Source organism: Micromonospora narathiwatensis (assembly GCF_900089605.1).
Taxonomy (GTDB): domain Bacteria; phylum Actinomycetota; class Actinomycetes; order Mycobacteriales; family Micromonosporaceae; genus Micromonospora; species Micromonospora narathiwatensis.
Window position 1 is genome coordinate 1,717,980 of record NZ_LT594324.1, and the last position, 16,845, is coordinate 1,734,824.

General features: G+C 72.4%; 15 protein-coding genes. 2 read left to right on the plus strand and 13 right to left on the minus strand.

Translation table 11 applies throughout. The features are described from left to right. Positions 1-9 precede the first annotated feature (9 nt). Genes GA0070621_RS07800 through GA0070621_RS07820 form a run of 5 tightly spaced genes read right to left on the minus strand, consistent with a single transcriptional unit; the run spans position 10 to position 5,342 of the window. Entirely contained in the window at positions 10-1,047 is a 1,038-nt protein-coding gene (locus tag GA0070621_RS07800; protein WP_157739882.1) for a lysylphosphatidylglycerol synthase domain-containing protein, read from the minus strand. Beyond that, the gene (locus GA0070621_RS07805; RefSeq protein ID WP_157739883.1) at positions 1,044-2,114 is read right to left on the minus strand and encodes a glycosyltransferase family 2 protein; all 1,071 of its coding nucleotides are present in this window, start codon (positions 2,112-2,114) and stop codon (positions 1,044-1,046) included. The genes GA0070621_RS07800 and GA0070621_RS07805 overlap by 4 nt, the downstream gene beginning before the upstream one ends. Continuing rightward, positions 2,111-3,115: a glycosyltransferase family 2 protein gene (locus GA0070621_RS07810; RefSeq protein WP_157739884.1), complete on the minus strand. Its 1,005-nt coding sequence runs from the start codon at positions 3,113-3,115 to the stop codon at positions 2,111-2,113. Before GA0070621_RS07810 ends, GA0070621_RS07805 begins: the two co-directional genes overlap by 4 nt. Beyond that, the gene (locus tag GA0070621_RS07815) at positions 3,115-4,347 is read right to left on the minus strand and encodes a glycosyltransferase 87 family protein (RefSeq protein ID WP_091192693.1); all 1,233 of its coding nucleotides are present in this window, start codon (positions 4,345-4,347) and stop codon (positions 3,115-3,117) included. The genes GA0070621_RS07810 and GA0070621_RS07815 overlap by 1 nt, the downstream gene beginning before the upstream one ends. Further along, complete coding sequence (locus GA0070621_RS07820; RefSeq protein WP_091192694.1) at positions 4,344-5,342, minus strand: glycosyltransferase family 2 protein; 999 nt, start codon at positions 5,340-5,342, stop codon at positions 4,344-4,346. The genes GA0070621_RS07815 and GA0070621_RS07820 overlap by 4 nt, the downstream gene beginning before the upstream one ends. Positions 5,343-6,439: 1,097 nt before the next feature. On the opposite strand from GA0070621_RS07820, the gene GA0070621_RS07825 reads away from it, so the two are divergent. After that, positions 6,440-7,240, plus strand: coding sequence for a polysaccharide deacetylase family protein (locus tag GA0070621_RS07825; RefSeq protein WP_091192696.1), 801 nt, complete (start codon positions 6,440-6,442; stop codon positions 7,238-7,240). 42 nt (positions 7,241-7,282) lie between these two features. Here GA0070621_RS07825 and GA0070621_RS07830 read toward each other — a convergent pair whose 3' ends face one another. Both GA0070621_RS07830 and GA0070621_RS07835 read right to left on the minus strand, forming a co-directional pair. Beyond that, a complete protein-coding gene (locus GA0070621_RS07830) occupies positions 7,283-7,975 on the minus strand; it encodes a class I SAM-dependent methyltransferase (protein ID WP_091192698.1) in 693 nt (230 codons plus the stop codon). Positions 7,976-8,058: 83 nt separating this feature from the next. Further along, entirely contained in the window at positions 8,059-8,667 is a 609-nt protein-coding gene (locus GA0070621_RS07835; RefSeq protein ID WP_091192700.1) for a helix-turn-helix domain-containing protein, read from the minus strand. Positions 8,668-8,747: 80 nt separating this feature from the next. On the opposite strand from GA0070621_RS07835, the gene GA0070621_RS07840 reads away from it, so the two are divergent. Beyond that, positions 8,748-9,770 (plus strand): NAD(P)/FAD-dependent oxidoreductase, encoded by a 1,023-nt coding sequence (locus tag GA0070621_RS07840; protein ID WP_091192701.1) that lies wholly within the window; start codon positions 8,748-8,750, stop codon positions 9,768-9,770. A gap of 75 nt (positions 9,771-9,845) precedes the next feature. Here the strand turns inward: GA0070621_RS07840 and GA0070621_RS07845 are convergent, their stop codons facing one another. The 6 genes from GA0070621_RS07845 to GA0070621_RS07870 all read right to left on the minus strand — a co-directional run bounded on the left by GA0070621_RS07845 (position 9,846) and on the right by GA0070621_RS07870 (position 16,817). Continuing rightward, positions 9,846-10,058, minus strand: a complete 213-nt coding sequence (locus GA0070621_RS07845) for a hypothetical protein (RefSeq protein WP_157739885.1) — start codon at positions 10,056-10,058, stop codon at positions 9,846-9,848. After that, positions 10,055-10,393 (minus strand): hypothetical protein, encoded by a 339-nt coding sequence (locus GA0070621_RS07850; protein WP_091192704.1) that lies wholly within the window; start codon positions 10,391-10,393, stop codon positions 10,055-10,057. Before GA0070621_RS07850 ends, GA0070621_RS07845 begins: the two co-directional genes overlap by 4 nt. 107 nt (positions 10,394-10,500) lie before the next feature. Continuing rightward, positions 10,501-12,342: a hypothetical protein gene (locus GA0070621_RS07855; RefSeq protein WP_091192706.1), complete on the minus strand. Its 1,842-nt coding sequence runs from the start codon at positions 12,340-12,342 to the stop codon at positions 10,501-10,503. Continuing rightward, positions 12,339-13,676, minus strand: coding sequence for a lipopolysaccharide biosynthesis protein (locus GA0070621_RS07860; protein WP_091192708.1), 1,338 nt, complete (start codon positions 13,674-13,676; stop codon positions 12,339-12,341). Before GA0070621_RS07860 ends, GA0070621_RS07855 begins: the two co-directional genes overlap by 4 nt. 40 nt (positions 13,677-13,716) lie before the next feature. After that, complete coding sequence (locus tag GA0070621_RS07865; RefSeq protein WP_157739886.1) at positions 13,717-14,532, minus strand: polysaccharide deacetylase family protein; 816 nt, start codon at positions 14,530-14,532, stop codon at positions 13,717-13,719. Continuing rightward, positions 14,529-16,817, minus strand: a complete 2,289-nt coding sequence (locus GA0070621_RS07870; protein ID WP_167666690.1) for a glycosyltransferase — start codon at positions 16,815-16,817, stop codon at positions 14,529-14,531. The genes GA0070621_RS07865 and GA0070621_RS07870 overlap by 4 nt, the downstream gene beginning before the upstream one ends. Between the last annotated feature and the right edge of the window lie 28 nt (positions 16,818-16,845).

Genomic DNA, 16,845 nt, shown 5'->3' on the forward strand with positions numbered 1-16,845 from the left:
TCGCAGTCCTCAAGCCCGATCAACCTGCCCATCACCGCTCATCTCCCTCATGACCGCCGCATCCGATGCGGATGACCTTCGATGGATTAACTCGACCGCCCCGAGCGCCGCCCCGCCGAGCACCACCTCGCCGACGGTGGTCACCAACCGACTCGCCACGGCCACCGCCACGGCCGAGGGCACCGGCAGCACCAACGCCAGGGCTCCGGACAGCACGGCCTCGCGTACCCCCAGCCCGTCCGGCACCACGATGGCCAGCACGCCGACCACGGTGGCCAGCCCGAACGCCCCCAGGCAGAGCGGCAGCGCCCGCCCGGGAGCGGCCCCCATCGCCACCGCCAGCAGCCACAGGTGCACTCCGCTGACCAGCCACGACAGGGTCTGCCACGCCACCGCCACCCGCACCGCCCGGCCGGAGACCGACACGTCCGGCTCGGGCCGGCGCAGCAGCCGCAGCACCAGGTGGGCGGTGCGGCCGAGCACGCCCGGCCAGCACACCGCCACCAGCACCGGCAGCGCGGGCAGTACCAGCCACGCCGCGCGGCCACCCAGCACCTGCGCGCCGGTGAGCAGCCCGACGGTCAACCCGGTCAGGTGCACCAGGAGCGTGCTGAGCGTCCCCGCCACCAGCATCCGGGACAGGGTCACCCCGTTCGCCGTGGCCACCTTGACGGCGGCGACCAGGCCGGGCACCTTGCCGGGGACGTACTTGGCGAGAAACCCGACGAAGAAGATGCGCGCGACGCGCGTCGGGCTGACCGGAGGGCCGAGTTCCAACAGGACGGCCCGCCAGGAGAGCATCCCCAGCAGCGGTCCCGCCGTCGCCGCCAGCAGGGCGGCGGCGAGCAGCAGGACGATCTGGGTGCCGTCGCGTTGGCGGAGCAGGACGGCCACCACCGACCAGTCCTGGTCGGCCAGTGCCCGGGCGACGGCGGCCGTGACGGCCAGGCCGAACACCACCGCGACCAGCCGCCACAGCCGGCGCCGCCACCGCCGCTCCGGTCGCCCCGCGGTGGAGTCCGGGTCGAGCGCCGTGTCGAGGATCATCTCCGCGCCCCCGCCTCCGCCGGCCGCGCCTGGCTCGTACGCTCCCGCAACAGCGCGTACGCGGCCCGCGGCAGCCCGGCGACGAGCCCGGCGACGAGCGTGACGTGGGCCAGCACGTGCATCCCGGCCGCGAACACGGCGAACCGGGGCCCCCGCAGCCGGTACGCGAACCGCAGGAACCCGTGGTTGGCGGCCACGACGGCCAGGCCGAACGCCGGCCAGGTCAGCGGCAGCCACGGCACGGCCACGGTCAACGGCACGCTCAGCAGCGCCAGCCCCGACGCGACCAGGGACACCCGTGCGGACCATTCGAGGTGCCGGAACCGGTCCGGTGACATCATCCCCACCCGGGCGCCCGTCGCGCCGGCCCGCTGCCGCCGCCAGGTCCGCACCATGAGCAGGGGTTTCGTGCCGGCCCGGACGAACTGCTCACGTAGCAGCGGCAGCAGCCGGTCGACGTCGTCGTGCCGGGTGAGCACCCGGTCGGTCGCCACCAGCCGGTACCGGGCCGGCAGCCGGGTGCCGAACTCGTCGTCCTCGCCGTCGCGCAGCCGCTCGTCGAACCCGCCGGCCTCGGTGAACACCGCCCGGGGGATGAGGCTCGCGGCCAGCAGCGCCCCGGTCTCGCGCCCCACGCTGCGTTTGCGCCAGTGGTGTTCGAAGGCGACGCGGTAGGCCTCGACGGGGCCGTCGTCGTAGAGGGGGTGGGGGGCGTAGATGCCTTGGATCATTCCGGCGTGGGGGGTGTGGTGGAGGAGGTGGATGGCGTTTTCGATGGCGTCGGGGGCGAGTGCGGTGTCGGAGTCGACGAAGAAGAGCAGGGGTGCGGTGCTGTTGGCTGCTCCGGTGTTGCGGGCGGCGGCTGGTCCTTGGTTGGTGGGGGTGGTGATGAGGGTGCAGGGGTAGTCGTGGGTGATGGTGGGGGAGGTGTCGGTGCTGTGGTCGTCGACGACGATGACTTCGGTGGGTTGGTGGGTTTGGGCGTAGATGGAGTCGAGGCAGGCGCGCAGGGTTTTGGCCTTGTTGAAGTTCGGCACCACCACCGCCACCGCGTCCGGCCCGTTCACCGCGCCCACCTCCGGGCCAGGACGTAGGCGACCCGCAGCGCGCCCACCCCGGTGCCGACCACCGCCAGGGCGTAGAACAGCGTGTGCATGCCCGTCGCGTACGCGGCGAAGCCGGGCCCACGCAGCCGGTAGGTGAAGCGGAGGAACTCGTGGCTCATGGCGGTGGACGCCACGAGCAGGGCGAGCCACAGCGGCACCAGCCCCGGCAGGACGGGCAGGAGCGGCAGCGTCAGCAGACTCAGCCCGGACAGCACCAGGCCCGTCGGTGACACCGCGTTGACCCGCATCCCGGTGCCGGCGTTGCGCCGCCGCCCGGCGCGGAGCATCACCAGCGGGGTGGCGGTCGCGAAGCCGAACTGCTCGCGTACGAACGGCAGGAAGCGGTCGACGTCGTCGTGCCGGGTGACCACGGTGTCGGTGACCACCAGCCGGTACCGCTCGGGCATCCGCGTGCCGAACTCGGCGTCCTCCCCGGTACGCAGCCGCTCGTCGAACCCGCCGACCTCGTCGAACACGGCGCGGGGGATGAGGCTGGCCGCGAAGAGCGTCGCGGCCCGTGAACGTCCGACGCTGCGTTTGCGCCAGTGGTGTTCGAAGGCGACGCGGTAGGCCTCGACGGGGCCGTCGTCGTAGAGGGGGTGGGGGGCGTAGATGCCTTGGATCATTCCGGCGTGGGGGGTGTGGTGGAGGAGGTGGATGGCGTTTTCGATGGCGTCGGGGGCGAGTGCGGTGTCGGAGTCGACGAAGAAGAGCAGGGGTGCGGTGCTGTTGGCTGCTCCGGTGTTGCGGGCGGCGGCTGGTCCTTGGTTGGTGGGGGTGGTGATGAGGGTGCAGGGGTAGTCGTGGGTGATGGTGGGGGAGGTGTCGGTGCTGTGGTCGTCGACGACGATGACTTCGGTGGGTTGGTGGGTTTGGGCGTAGATGGAGTCGAGGCAGGCGCGCAGGGTTTTGGCCTTGTTGAAGTTCGGCACCACCACCGCCACCGCGTCCGCCGCCGGCATCAGAGCCGCCCGCCGACGGTCGCCCGGCCCGGCCGCACCGGAGCGCTGCGGCGCAGCCACACCGCCGCCAGGACCAGCAGCCCCGCGCCGGTGAGGGTGTAGAGCAGCTCGACCGGCATCACCCACGCCCGTTCCGGAACCGGCGCCCACCCGACCACGTACGCGACCCACCACGGCAGCGGCAGGGCGAAGACGAGCCACAGGGCGCCGACGAGCAGCCGGGCGGGGCCCGGCCGGTGCCACGTACGCGCGGCCAGCAGCGCCAGCAGCGGCACGCACCAGACCCAGTGGGCGTACCAGGTGACCGGCGAGACGAGCAGGCCGGTCACCGCGCACGTCAGGATCCCGGTCAGCTCCTCGCCCCGGCGGCTCGCCCACACCGCGACGGCCAGCCCGACCACGCCCACCACCACGCTCACGGGCAGCCACGCGGCCGGCCCGGGGCCCGGAAGCAGGTTCAGCGCGGCACCCCGGATGGAACTGCCGAACGCCTCCTCGCCGGGCGGCCTGGTCCGCGAGCTGTCCAGGAACGCCCCGCCCCAGAAGGTGACGGAGGCGGCGGGCAGGAGCAGGAAGCCGACCGCCACGGTGCCGAGGAAGCTCAGCAGGGCGGTCACGCCGGCCCTGGTCCGACGGGTCAGCAGGAGGTAGCCGACGAAGACGAGCGGGGTCAGCTTGATCCCGGCGGCGACGCCGACCAGGACGCCCTGGTGCCGCCCCGTGATCAGCAGCAGGTCGAGCAGGAGCAGCGCCAGCAGGAGGATGTTCACGTTGCCCAGCAGCAGCGTCCCCGCGATCGGGGAGAGCGGCAGCACGGCCAGGGTGCCGGCGGCCAGCAGGGTCGGCCGCCGCCGGTCCCCGGCGGGGGTGAGGTGGTCGACCAGGAGCCACACCACGGCCGGCACGGCGAGCGCCGACACCACCGTCCATCCCCAGTACCCGGCCGTCGGGCCGAACCACGCCAGTGGGGTCAGTGCCAGCACGGCGAACGGGGGGTAGACGAAGCCGTATCCGTCGCGGCTGGTCTCGTACGGCGTACCGTCGGCCAGGGCCGCCTGGACGGCCTGCCGGTAGACCGCCAGGTCGCCACCGGGGGACCAGGCGCTCCCGCTGCGCGCCGCGACCCAGTGCACGGCCGCTATCGCCGCCACCGTCGCGCCGACCGCCAGGAGCACCGTGCCGGTGGCCGTACGCCGCGCGGAGCGCGTCGGGTCGCGGGAGAGAACGATCATCGGGGGACCCCGACCGAGGGGGTGGCCCGCCAGGTGGCGCGGCGCAGGAGCCGCTGCGCCGATCCGATCGCCGCGCCGGCCGCCGAGGTGAGCTGGTACAGCAGGTGGACGGCGGCGAACCGCAGTCCGAACCGCGCTCCCCGGCTGGTCACCACCCGGCGGTAGGTGCCGGCGTCCAGCGCGACGGCCACGGCGACGAGCGCCAGCGGCACCGCCACGCCACCGGGCCACGCGACCAGCGGCAGCGGCAGGGTGAGGGCGGCGGCGAGGACCAGGCCGCTGGCCAGTACGCGGGAGGCGGCGCCGCCGAGCACCTCGCCGCGTCGTACCTCGGCGGCGCTGGCGCGCGCCCGCAGGAACACCTTCGGCAGCAGCACCCGCAGCGTGGTGTCGTGGTCGTGCACGCCGGCTATCGCCGCGGTGCTGTGCACGTCGTACCGCTGGCGGATCCGGTGTCCGTACTCGGGCGCCTCGGTGTGCCGCAGGTCGGGATTGAACGGTCCGATCTCGTGGAACACCTCGGTGCGCATCGCGCACAGGGCGGTGTGCAGCCCTTCCATGGGGCCTTCCCGGGCCAGCCACCAGTGGTACATCTGCAGGGCCCGGTACTCGGCGATGAGGTTGTGGGACAGCAGGGACTCCGGTCGCAGCACGCCGCAGATCGCGCCCAGCCGGGGCGTGGACCGCAGCTTCGCGACCGCCGCGGCGACGCTGCCCGGTTCGAGTGCGACGTCCGCGTCGAGGAAGAACAGGATCTCCCCGCGGGCCCGCTCGGCGCCGAGGTTCCGGGCGGCCCCGGGGCCGCTGTTGGTCTCCAGGCGCAGGACCGTGGCGCCGGCCGACGCGGCGACGGCGGCGGAGCCGTCGCTGCTGGCGTCGTCGACCACGATGATCTCGACGGCCGGGTACGTCTGCTGCCGCACCGACCGTACGCACAGCTCGACGGTGCGCGCCCGGTTGTAGCACGGTATGACGACTGAGACCAGCGGGTCCACTGCGTCTCTCCTTCACGCGTCAGCCGGCCACGTGCCGGCTGTTCTGGGCAGTTCGTTGCCCCCCGTGAACAATTGCGTCAGGCGTTGCCGAAAGCTTCAGTAGCGGGATTTCGGAAGGCGTCCTTGCCTCTTGTTTCCGCGCGCTCGCTGGCCGGCTAATCGATAGTCATCGCGAAATCCATCAAGCGATGACCGCCTATATCTTGCGGCCGCCCGGTCGGTCCGTCAAGGACTTGACAAACCGCCGGTTGTGCCTGCCGGATGACGGGTCGAACTCTCGGGTGGATTGCCCGAAAGATTGTTTGTGCGACTAAGATGTTCATCGATGGAGTTGATAATGGCCAATATCGTCGTATTGGCGTCGGGTGGCTTTTTGGTCGGCGCGGGGTGCCGCTCAACCCGATGGCGCTCGCGTCGTCGCTGTCGTTGCGGCCCTGTTGGGGGCCGTAACGGGGGGCCTGTGACGGTGCCGACACCGGGTGGGGGGTCCGGTGCGGGGCACTGCGATGATCAGATGACCGCAGTTTGGTGTGTGCCGGTCGGCCTGCGGATTTACCGCCTTGGGTGGCGCGTGCCGTACCCTGGCCGGGACTCCTGCGGGGGTTTCGGTAAACGGTTTCAGGAGCCGAAACTTTCGTCGCCGGCGTCGGCTGTCTGGGGGTTCGTCGTGGTCGTACTCAATCGGTCCGCCGGTGGGACGGCCGCCGTCTCCTGAACCGCCGCCGGGCGTCGGCCGGATGACTCACTACGTCCATTGCCCGGTGCCGGCGGTTTCCCGCTCGGTGCGGTGCGGCCGCCGCGATGCCGAGGATTGGTCGCCGTCGCCGGGCGAGTACGGCGAGAGGCGCGGACGCGGCCGCCACGACCGGCGCGCTCCCCCATGGTCCAGCCCGGCGGTGGTGCCCCCTGCCCGTTACGGGCATGCGGCCCGGACGGGCGTCGAGTCCGCCCGGTTCGTGCGGAGAGAGAGGAATTTGTTCGTATACATGCCACTTAGGTCGTTTGATGGCTAACGTGACGGCTGTCGGATTGGCAGAGAGGGTGACAGTGACCAGCCATGACGTGCCCGCGGCGGCAGACAGCCGAAGGACAGCCTGATGCGCCGGTCTCCGGCGCTGCGTGCCGCCGCCATCGTGACGGTGGTCCTGGCGATGCTGGTCAGCGGCGCCTATCTGATCGGCCGGTCCCTGCTGCCGCAGGCGTCACCGTCCGGCGACACGCCGTCCGCCACCGACACCCCCATCCCCGCCGGTGTCCAGATGACCACCGGCTCGGCGCGGGTGGCGCTGACCTTCAACGACGGACCCGACCCCACCTGGACCCCGCTCGTCCTGAAGGCGCTGCGCCAGTCCCACGTCAAGGCGACGTTCTGCCTGCTCGGCAAGAACGCCCAGGCGTATCCGGAACTCGTGCGGACCATCGTGGCCGACGGTCACACGGTGTGCAACCACACCTGGAACGAAGACCTCGACCTCGGCAGTCAGTCACGTCTGGACATTGAGGGCAATCTGCTCCGTACCAGCCAGGCCATCCATGCCGCCGCACCGGACGCCCCGATCAGGTACTTCCGACAGCCGGGCGGGAACTGGACGCCGCAGCTTGTCGCCGTCGCCGAGGACATGGGCATGACCAGCCTGCACTGGGCGGTGAACCCCCGGGACTGGGAGGAACCGCCGGCAGCCGCCATCATCGCCACCATCTCGAAGGGCACCGAGCCTGGCTCCATCGTGCTCCTGCACGACGGCGGCGGCGATCGGCAGAACAGCGTCACCGCCCTCACGACCCTGCTGCCCGACCTGCTGAGCCGCTTCCAACTCGAGGCGTTGCCCGTTGACGCACCGGTGACCGGCCAGACCAGGGCACCGTCACCACCCCAGGAACAAGGCGGGAAACCGTAGGACACCGCAGCCGGACCGGGGCGGGCAGCGCGTCGAGAGTGCTCATTCGCGGCGGTTGCCGGACACGCGGCGTCGCCAGATGGCCTCCCACTGCGTCCACTGTCCGGTGCCGGGCGTGTCCCGCTCGGTGCGGTGCGGCCGAAGCGGGAGGACCGGCGCCCACTCCGCGAAGAGCTGGTCCAGCTCGGCATGGCTGAAGAAGTGGATGTCCAGCCCGCGCTTCGGCCCGGCGGTGTAGCGCACGGTGAACCCGCCGTCAGGGGCCCGCTCCACCACCTCGTGCGCCGGCCACACATCCGTGCCGACCGCGTTGACCCGTACGCAGATCAGTCCGTCCGGAGCGACCCGCCGCTGGGCCGCGCGGACCTGTCGGTGCGCCTGCTCGCGGTTGCCGTGCTGGAAGACCTGGATGGCGATCACCAGCGGCCAGGTCTCCCCGGCCGGAAGTGAGTCCAGGTCGCCCTGGCGCAGGCGTCCGGCCCGGTCCGGTCGTCGGTCGGCGAGCTGGCGGACCGCCTCGGCGGAGATGTCCAGGCCGAGCAGGTCGAGGCCGCCGTCCACCAGCGGCATCAGGTTGCGCCCGTTGCCGCAGCCGACGTAGAGCCCGTTGGTCGCGCCCGTCCGGGCGGCGGCGGCCAGGATGTCGGCGACGAAGGCGACCGGCGGCTCGTCGCGGTACCGGCCGCGCCGGTATTCCTCGTCCCAGACGTGGGCGGCGGATCGGGGCACGTTCATCCGGCAACTCTGTCAGAGCCGGGCGGGCGCGACCCCCTGCGTCGCCTGGCACGGCCGGTCGGTCGACCCGCGTCGAGATCGAGTCAGGCCCGGGCCGGTGGCGACGTCGGCGCGGTCGCGGGGCGGGCGCGCAGGTGGGCGCGTTCGCCCTGCCGGCCGAAGAGGCTGAGGAACTCCACTGGTTCGGCGTCGGCGGCGCCGAACCAGTGCGGAACGCGGGTGTCGAACTCGGCCGCCTCGCCGGGGGAGAGGAGCAGGTCCTGGTCGCCCAGGACGAGCCGCAGCCGCCCGTTGAGGACGTAGAGCCATTCGTAGCCCTCGTGGGTCTGCGGGTCCGGTTCGTTCCGGTGGGTGCCGGCCGGGATCACCAGCTTGTACGCCTGGATGCCGCCGGCTCGGCGGGTCAGCGGCAGCATGATCATGCCGTGACGGGTGATCGGGCGCAGGTGGATCCGCGGGTCGCCGGTGGGTGGAGCGTCGACGAGTTCGTCGAGGGTGACCCCGTGGGCCCTGGCCAGCGGGAGTAGGAGTTCGAGCGTGGGCCGGCGGGTGCCGGACTCCAGCCGGGACAGGGTGCTCACCGAGATGCCGGTCGACGCCGACAGCTCGGCCAGCGTGGTGTTGCGCTGCTGGCGTAACGCGCGCAACCGGGGGCCGACCGCGGAGAGCGCCTGGTCGAAGTTGTCGTCCATCCCACCAGTTTGCCAGAGCGGCAACAGAGTTTGCCATTGAATCGCGCTGCCCGGATGGTTGCCCGTGGGAGGTGGTCAGGATGACCGAGCAGTTCAGGGAGAGCTACGACGTGGTGGTGGTCGGCGGGGGTGCCGCAGGGTTGAGCGGCGCGCTGACGCTGGCCCGGGCCCGCCGGTCGGTGCTGGTGGTCGACGCCGGCGCCCCGCGCAACGCCCCGGCGGACGGGGTGCACGGCCTGCTGGCCCGGGAGGGGATCCGGCCGGCCGAGCTGTTGGAGCGCGGCCGGGCGGAGGTGTGCGGCTACGGCGGGCAGGTGGTCCACGGCGAGGTCGGCGCCGCGACGCACGAGGGCGACGGGTTCACGGTGGTGCTGACCGACGGCCGTACGGTGCGGGCACGCCGGCTGCTGGTGACCACCGGGTTGGTGGACGAACTGCCCGACGACGTGCCGGGGCTGCGGGAACGGTGGGGGCGGGACGTGCTTCATTGTCCGTACTGTCACGGATGGGAGGTCCGGGACCGGGCCATCGGGGTGCTGGCCACCGGGCCGTTGTCGGTGCACCAGGCGTTGCTGTTCCGGCAGTGGAGCGCCGACATCACGTTCTTCACCCACACCATGCCGGCGCCCACCGACGAGCAGGCGGAGCAGATGGCCGCCCGGGGCATCCACGTGGTGAACGGTGCGGTGGCGTCCCTTGAGATCGCCGACGACCGCCTGGTGGGCGTACGGCTGGGCGACGGCCGGCTGGTCCGCCGCGACGCCCTGGCGGTCTCGCCGCGGATGGTGGCGCGCGCCGGCTTCCTGGCGACGCTCGGGTTGCGACTGTCACCGCACCCCTCCGGGGCCGGTGAACACCTTGCGGCGGACGCGACCGGCCGGACCGAGGTGCCCGGGGTGTGGGTCGCGGGCAACGTCACCGATCCGGCCGCCCAGGTCGGTGCCGCCGCGGCGGCCGGCACGGTCGCAGCGGCCCAGATCAACGCCGATCTGGTCGCCGAGGAGACCCGGCAGGCGGTCGCCGCCCATCGTGACCCGTTCTCGGCCCGGTCCGAGGCACGGATCAGCGAGTTGGTGACGGGTGACCGCCGCCACGGGCTGTGAAGAGAGACGGACCTGACGGAGCGATCCTCGAGCCGCGGACCGCCGATCCGGCAACCAGGGGTCGGTGGTCCGCGGTCAGCTCAGGTCACGAAACCGCTCCACGATGACGATGACGAACGCGACGAGCAGCGGTGCGGCGACCATGTCGAGAAACCGGAGGGCCTCCGGCCGGGCCGGTCGTGCGGTGAGCTGCACCGTGATCCGGGCGATGAGAGCCGCCATCAGCAGGGCGAGCACGGTCGCCTGGACCGGCCCGGAACGCGCCATGTCGAGAGCGATGCCAGTCATTCCGCCTCCATCCATCGATTCCGGCGGTGATGCAGCGCGCCCCGGCCCAGCTCGATCAGGGTGACCAGCGACGCGATCACGGTGAGGATGATGATCCCCAGCAGCGGCGACCACAGATGTAGATGGATCATCCCCTGCGCGACCAGGACGCCGAGGGCGAGGCTGAGCGCGACACCGACGGCGAACCGGGTGAGGCCGTCCGGTATCCGGATCAGCCTTGCGCAGGCCAGTCCCGGCGCCACCGCGAGGTAGCCGAGGACGGTGACCGTCCGCAGGATGCCAGGCACGTCCCAGAGGACGAGGGCGAGAACGGCGTCGCCGGCGACGAGCGTCACCAACCCCGGCCATGGCGTACCCGACGGGAGGTCCGCGGGTGGGGAGGGAGGGACCCGGCGGTCACCGGAAACTGGATGGGCGTGGCTGCCGAGTTCGGCGATCTGGGTCATTGGCCGCCCCTCTCGCTGCTGCCGAGGACGTAGACCCTCGCCTCGGGATTGGTGTAGACGGCCCGGAACCGTCCTGAGTCGATGACCTGGCGTTCCAGGTTCTCGCCCCAGCCCAGCGGCTTGCCCAGAAACGTCTCCGCGAAGACGAACTGCCCCTTTGTCATGATCAGGTACGCGCCCTTCGGGTTGCTCCGCATCTCGTCCTCGATCGCGGGGATCGTCGTCGGCCCGAAATCCTGGCCGAGGGGCAGGTACCGGTACCGCTCGACGCCCTGCGCCCGCCAGGGGACGTTGGAGGTCACCGAGACGAACGAGGCGCCCGCCGGGGCGTGCGCGTAGAGCCACTCCACGGCCCGGTGGTCGGCCGGGCGTACCTGCTCGAAGGCATCGTTGCCGTATCGGGCGACGAAGAACGCGCCGATGAGGACGGTGCTCAACGCGCCTGCCATGAGGGCCGCGGGTACGCGACGCGGTGCCGGCCACGCCGGGACCAGCAGCGCGGCCAGCAGGATCGCCATGAACGGCAGCGCGAAAGCGTAGACCCGGAGGAAGATCTCGCCGCCGTAGCTCTGCATTGCCAGGAGGAGGAACGGCGCCCCGGCGAGCGCCAGGAGCCCCAGGACGGCCTGTCCACGACGCGTTCGTCGCCACGCGCCGAATGCCGCCAGCCCCCAGACCACCAGCGCGAGAACGACTCGCAGCCAGACCACCAGCTGGTGACCAGCGTCGCCGTGCACCCGCTCGACCGCCCCGTCCTTGACGGTGCCACCGACATTGCCGAAGGAGCCGAACATGTCGTGCAGGTGTCCCTGCCAGTACGCGACGGCGCCGTAGCTGATGTAGGCCATCAGCATGACGGCGAGCAGGACCGGCAGCGTACGCAGCGTGCAGCGGCGAACCAGCACCAGCGCACCGACGCTGACCACGATCGCTACCGGGGTGAGCTGGTGGCTCACGGTGCTGGCCGCGAAGACGGCGAGGACCACCGCCAGCAGACCGACCAGCGACGCCGGGCCGGCCTGATCGGCCACCCGGTCGAGCGGCAGCGGCCTCGGCGGGAGCCGGAGCAGGCGCAGCAGCAGACCGACCGGGCTCCCGGAAGGCCGCTGGCGGTACAGGCCACCGGGCCGGACCGGGTGGAACCAGCGGAGCAGCACCATCAGCAGGACCAGGTAGAAGAGGTAGTTCATCGCCTGCGGCCCGAAGTAGTCCTGTCCCACCCAGTTGGCGGGGAAGAACAGCCAGAGGGCGAGCCACGCCGTCCGCGCGTCAGTCGACGACATCCGGGCCAGCCGGAACACCACGGCAGCGTAGAGCAGGTTGAACCCCACGGGCGCCCAGGCGAGCAACGGCATGGCGTCCGGCATCCCGGCCGCCCGCGTCGCCATGGCCGTCAGCGCGAAGAACCCGGGCCAGCTGAAACGGGCGTCCAACTCCGGCAACGTCTCCCCGGTACGGGCGATGTAGTCGGCGAAGCCGACGTGCAGCCAGCCCGAGATCACGCGCGGCAGCGGCTCGATGATCGGCGCCGCGCCGAAGAGCAGGACCACGAGCACCACCACGTGCGCGGCGAGCAGGGGGTCGGACGCCGGGCGGGCGCGGAACAGACCGCGGAGAAAACTCGCGGTCAGCAGGGCCAGCGCGACGTACAGCTCGGGGCGGAGCGCGGTGACCAGGCCGAGCGACCCGATGTCGGCGGCATCCCCCCGCTCCAGGGCCCAGATCCCGAGCGCGAGCGCCGCCGTGGGCGCGGCCCACTCGGCACCGGCGAGCAGACCGCTTCGTATCCGTTGACCGGCTGCGGCCGGAACGGCCAGCCGGGCCGCGTCGCCGCTCACGACGCGCCCCTCAACAGCCGCATCATCGACGGTAGGACGGCAACCATCACCACGACCTGTCCGGCGAGGTACGCGTAGCCGACCCCGACGACCCCGATCTCGGCCATCGCGACCAGCGCCAGCGACACGACCAGGGCGCTGGTGAACGCCTGCACGGCGATGATGCGCCCCACCCGGCGTTGCACCCGGGACGCCGCGACGAAGACGGTCAGCACCAGCTTGGGCAGCACCGCGACGGCGAAGAGCCGCAGGGTGTCCGACCCGGTCGAGGCGTAGTCGCTGCCGAAGAGGGCCAGCAGCAGCGGCGCCGACACGCAGAGCAGGACGACCGCCGGTACGAAGAGGACGAGGCCCCGTCGCAGCACCTGCCGCGCGTACGCCGCGAGCCTCGATTCGTCGGCGGCGGCCTCCACGGTCAGCGAGGTGCCGAAGTGGTACGCCACCAGCTCCAGCGAGCCGCCGAGGAGCCAGGCCACGTAGAAGACGCCGTTGGCCTCCGCGCCCAGCCGGGCGGTCACGATCAACGGCAGGGCGTTCGTGCCGGCCTGCATGAACAGGTATCCGACGTAGTCCAGCGCCACGAACCGGGCGAGCACCCGACGGCCGGGCAACGCCGCTCCGGTGCGGCGTACCCGCTGCCGGGGCAACAGCCGGCGGAAGACCAGCACGTTGACGGGGACGAGCGCCGCGACGACCGCCAGGTTCCACGAGATGAAGATGCCCAGGCTCGGTACGAGGCCCGCGAACAGCACCAGCAGCACGATCTTGGCGAGCCCGAAGGCGGTGTTCTCCACCGGGACCCAGACGACACCGCGCAGGGCGGTCAGCACGCTGTCCTGCAGGGTGAAGACGCACCAGCCGGCGACGGAGATGACGAACGCCGCAGCGAGCAGGGGAGTGCGGTGCAGGAAGTCGAGCCGGTCGGTGACCAGGGGCGCGAGCAGCAGGAAACCGCTGCTCAGGGCGAGGGCCGCAAGACAGGTGACCCCGTAGGCGTACCCGACCAGCCGGCTGCCCTGCTCGGCCGCGGCGGGCAGGAAACGGGCGAGAGCGCCGTTCAGATTGAGCTGGGAGAGGTTGCTCAGGAACGTCATCGTGGACACCATCGCCGCTCCGACGCCCAGCTCGGCCGGTGAGTAGAGCCGGGCCGCGAGAGCCCAGTACGCGATGCCCAGCACCGAGCTCAGGGCGGTGTTGAGCATCAGTGCGTAGACGTTGCCGTTCAGCGGGTCGCGCAGGTGCTGGCGCAGCCGTACGCCGATCGGCTCGGCGACGGCCCCGACGTCGGGGGCCGTGACCGACGGGCCCGCGGTCCCGGTGTGTTGGGCGCTCACGAGGTCGTCCCTCCTCCCGTGCCTGGTGCTCTCCCGGCCGTCACGAGGGCGGCTGGGTCAGCTGCGGACGCGCGGTGTACAGCAGGTGGCGGGCCCGCCGGTACGCGCGCCAACCCCGGGTGCGCAGCCGCTCGCCACGCCAGGCCAGCGGCCAACCGGTGCCGTCGAGCAGAGCCCCGATCCCGGCGGTGCCGGTGTCCCGCTCGATCAGCACCCGGGCGATGGCGAAGACGTCATCGTTCGGATGGCTCAGCGCGTTCTTGACTCCGCAGGCGGAGGTGTAGCCGGCGGCGCGCACCGCGCTCCGCACTGCGCCGCTGTGGTAGCCGTACGGATAGGCGAACGACCGGACCGATGTGCCCAACCCGTCCTCCAGCGCCCGCCGGCTTCCCGCCGCCTCCTGGTGCAGCTCACTCGGGCGCAGGCAGTCGAGCGCGCAGTGGCTCCGGCTGTGCGACCCGATCTCCACCCCGTGCGCGTGCAGCTCACGGAGCTGCTCCCAGTCGAGTGACGGATCCCCGTCCGGCGGCGGCGCCGTGCCCACCCGCGCGGCGATGACGTACGCGGTCGCCGTGAGCCGGTGCCGGCGCAGCACCGGGAGTGCGGTTTCGGCAAGGTCGGGGAACCCGTCGTCAAAGGTGATCAGCACGGGGCGGGGTGGCGGCGGGGCCAGCCCGCGCAGCACGGCCGCGTAGCCGCTCACCGTCATCGGCGTACGCCCGCGCTCCCGGATCAGCGCCATCTGCTCGTCGAAGTCGCCCGGCGACACCGACCAGCGCAGCGTGTTGTCCCGACGTACGTCGCCGACGCTGTGGTAGCAGAGGACGGGGACGACGGTCTTCGCTGACCGGCTCACCTGCGGCTCCTTCCCAATCGGGCAGCGGCGGCGGCGTAGTAGGCCGGCCCGAGCGCCAGCCCGCAGAGTTCGAGGGCGGTCAGCGTGGCGGGATAGCTCTCCTGCTTCCGGTTGTTCTTCGCCGACCCGGGCCGCAGGGCGTAGGCGACGCCGCCGGGCAGCCGCCGCAACAGGTCGCGTCGGGTGGTGGGATCGCTCGCCAGGCATTTGGTCAGCACGGCACCGAGTCCGACGCCGTACAGGTACATGGTCCGTCGCAGCGCCCGCGGCTCCCGTCGGTGCGTGTGCCAGACGATGGCCCCCGGCTCGTAGGCCAGCGCGTGCCTGGCGAGCACCGTACGCAACAGCAGGTCGATGTCCTCCCCGCTGCGCAGCCGCGGATCGAAGCCGCCCAGCCGGCGCAGCGCGTCGGTGCGGAACGCCATGTTCGCGCCGGAGCCGTACGCTCCGGGCAGGTACGGGTGGAGCGACGGTGCTGGCTGGTCGACGCGACGCGCGCCTCCCGGATCGAGCGTCATGATCCCGGCCCGGTCGAACCGTCGCCGCTGGCAGCCCTTGCCGTAACCGCCGTACTGTTCCAGCCAGATCTGCGCCGGCGTGTCGAGTTCCCGGGCGAGGACCTGACCGGTCACCCCGGCCACCTCGTCGTCGGTGAAGCCGTCGACGAGGCCACGCAGCCACCCCGGGTCGACGATCACGTCATCGTCGGCGAAGGCCACGATCCCGCCCCGTGCCTCGGCCAGTCCCCGGTTCCGGGCGTGCGCGACGCCGGGTCTCGCCTCGCCGGCGTAGCGGAACCGTGGATCGTCGACGGCGCGACCGGCGACGATCCGGGCCGTATCGGTGACCTGCGGCGCGTTGTCCACGACGACGATCTCGTAGTGGGGGTAGTCGAGCGCGGCGAGCGAGTCGAGGGCGGATTCGAAGAGCGGCGTGCGCCCACACGTGGGCACGACCACGCTGACGAACGGGGTGTGCGCCACGGCCGGCCGGCGGGAGGGACACGTTCCGGCGCCGGTGGTTGCGGCGGGCAGTGCGTCCCCGGTGCCGCTGGCCTGCCCGAGCGAACCGGGGTCGAGCCGGTCGAGCGGGGGCAGGCCGTCGTGTCGCAGGTGCGCGTCGATCTCAGCGGCGAGGCGGGCCCGGATCGCGGCGGTGAGCGCCGGCGCGGCCAGCCCGCCGGCCGGAAGCGCGACGTCGACCACCCCGAGCGGCTGCCCGTGCAGCCGGACCAGGACCTGCGCCGCGCCGTACCGAACGCCGTCCGGCCCGCCCGTGTCGGGCACGTCCGGCAGCCCTTCGGAGAGTTCGACGGCGAGCACCCGTACCGGGGCCGGGTCCGCCCGGCGCCGGGGGGCCTGCGCGCTGGTCGCCTGAGAGGCGCGCAGGGCCTGGGCCGAAAGGTAGCCGGCGGCGGTCACCAGCAGCCCGGCGACGATCGCGCCGGAGCGCAGCAGACCGCCGCGGTCGCCGGCACGGACCTGGCGCAGGCCGCGGCGTACCCCGGCGGGGAGGGTGCGGCGGGTGTACGCGCGCTCCGTGGCGAGCCCGGCGTCGCTGCCGACCAGCCGGGCGACGACCGCCTTGGACCGCCCCTCGGAGAAGCAGCGCTGCCGGAAGTAGCGCCACGTTGCCCGGTCCACGGTCACCCGGTGCCGGACCTGGGCCGCCGGCTCGTAGAGCACCATGCCCTCCGGTTCGAGCCGCCGGACCCGGATGCAGAGCTCCGTCTCCTCGCAGCCGACCGGCGTGCGGCCGACTCGGCCGAGCGCCGGGTCGAAGCCGGCGGTGCGCTCCAGGACCGACCGGCGGAAGGACATGTTGCAGCCGATGACGTTCCGCACGGGAGCGACCTCCGTGGGCTGGCCGGTGAAGCTGCACCCGACCACCCAGTCGAACTCGGGGGGAAGCCAGCGCGGTCGTTCCTGCTCCCAGGCCGGTACGGCGTGGCCGCCGACCGCGAGCACCCGCTCGTCCTGGTAGTGCGGCAGCAGCCGGGCCAGCCAGTCGGGCTCCGCCTCGGCGTCGTCGTCGAGGAAGGCGACGATCTCGCCGATCGCCCGGGCCAGGCCGGTGTTGCGGGCCGCCGAGAGGCCGCGCGGGCCGGTGCTCGGGACGACGGTCAGCTCGGGGAAGGTGGCGCGCACCCGCTCCAGCAGCGCCGGGTTGTGGTCGACGACCACGACGACCTGTGCCGCCGGTCGGTCCTGCGCCAGCACGGAGCCGACCGCCCGGACGATCTGTGGCCACCGCCGCTCGGTGTAGACGCAGACGACCACGGTCACGGTCGGGGCCGGGCCGGACCCGACCGGT

What these genes read in the sequence shown, in the direction of transcription:
- GA0070621_RS07800 (WP_157739882.1), bottom strand. Translation starts at nt 1,047, where the DNA reads ATGATCCTCGACACGGCGCTCGACCCGGACTCCACCGCGGGGCGACCG.
- GA0070621_RS07810 (WP_157739884.1), bottom strand. Translation starts at nt 3,115, where the DNA reads ATGCCGGCGGCGGACGCGGTGGCGGTGGTGGTGCCGAACTTCAACAAG.
- GA0070621_RS07815 (WP_091192693.1), bottom strand. Translation starts at nt 4,347, where the DNA reads ATGATCGTTCTCTCCCGCGACCCGACGCGCTCCGCGCGGCGTACGGCC.
- GA0070621_RS07825 (WP_091192696.1), top strand. Translation starts at nt 6,440, where the DNA reads ATGCGCCGGTCTCCGGCGCTGCGTGCCGCCGCCATCGTGACGGTGGTC.
- GA0070621_RS07830 (WP_091192698.1), bottom strand. Translation starts at nt 7,975, where the DNA reads ATGAACGTGCCCCGATCCGCCGCCCACGTCTGGGACGAGGAATACCGG.
- GA0070621_RS07835 (WP_091192700.1), bottom strand. Translation starts at nt 8,667, where the DNA reads ATGGACGACAACTTCGACCAGGCGCTCTCCGCGGTCGGCCCCCGGTTG.
- GA0070621_RS07840 (WP_091192701.1), top strand. Translation starts at nt 8,748, where the DNA reads ATGACCGAGCAGTTCAGGGAGAGCTACGACGTGGTGGTGGTCGGCGGG.
- GA0070621_RS07845 (WP_157739885.1), bottom strand. Translation starts at nt 10,058, where the DNA reads ATGACTGGCATCGCTCTCGACATGGCGCGTTCCGGGCCGGTCCAGGCG.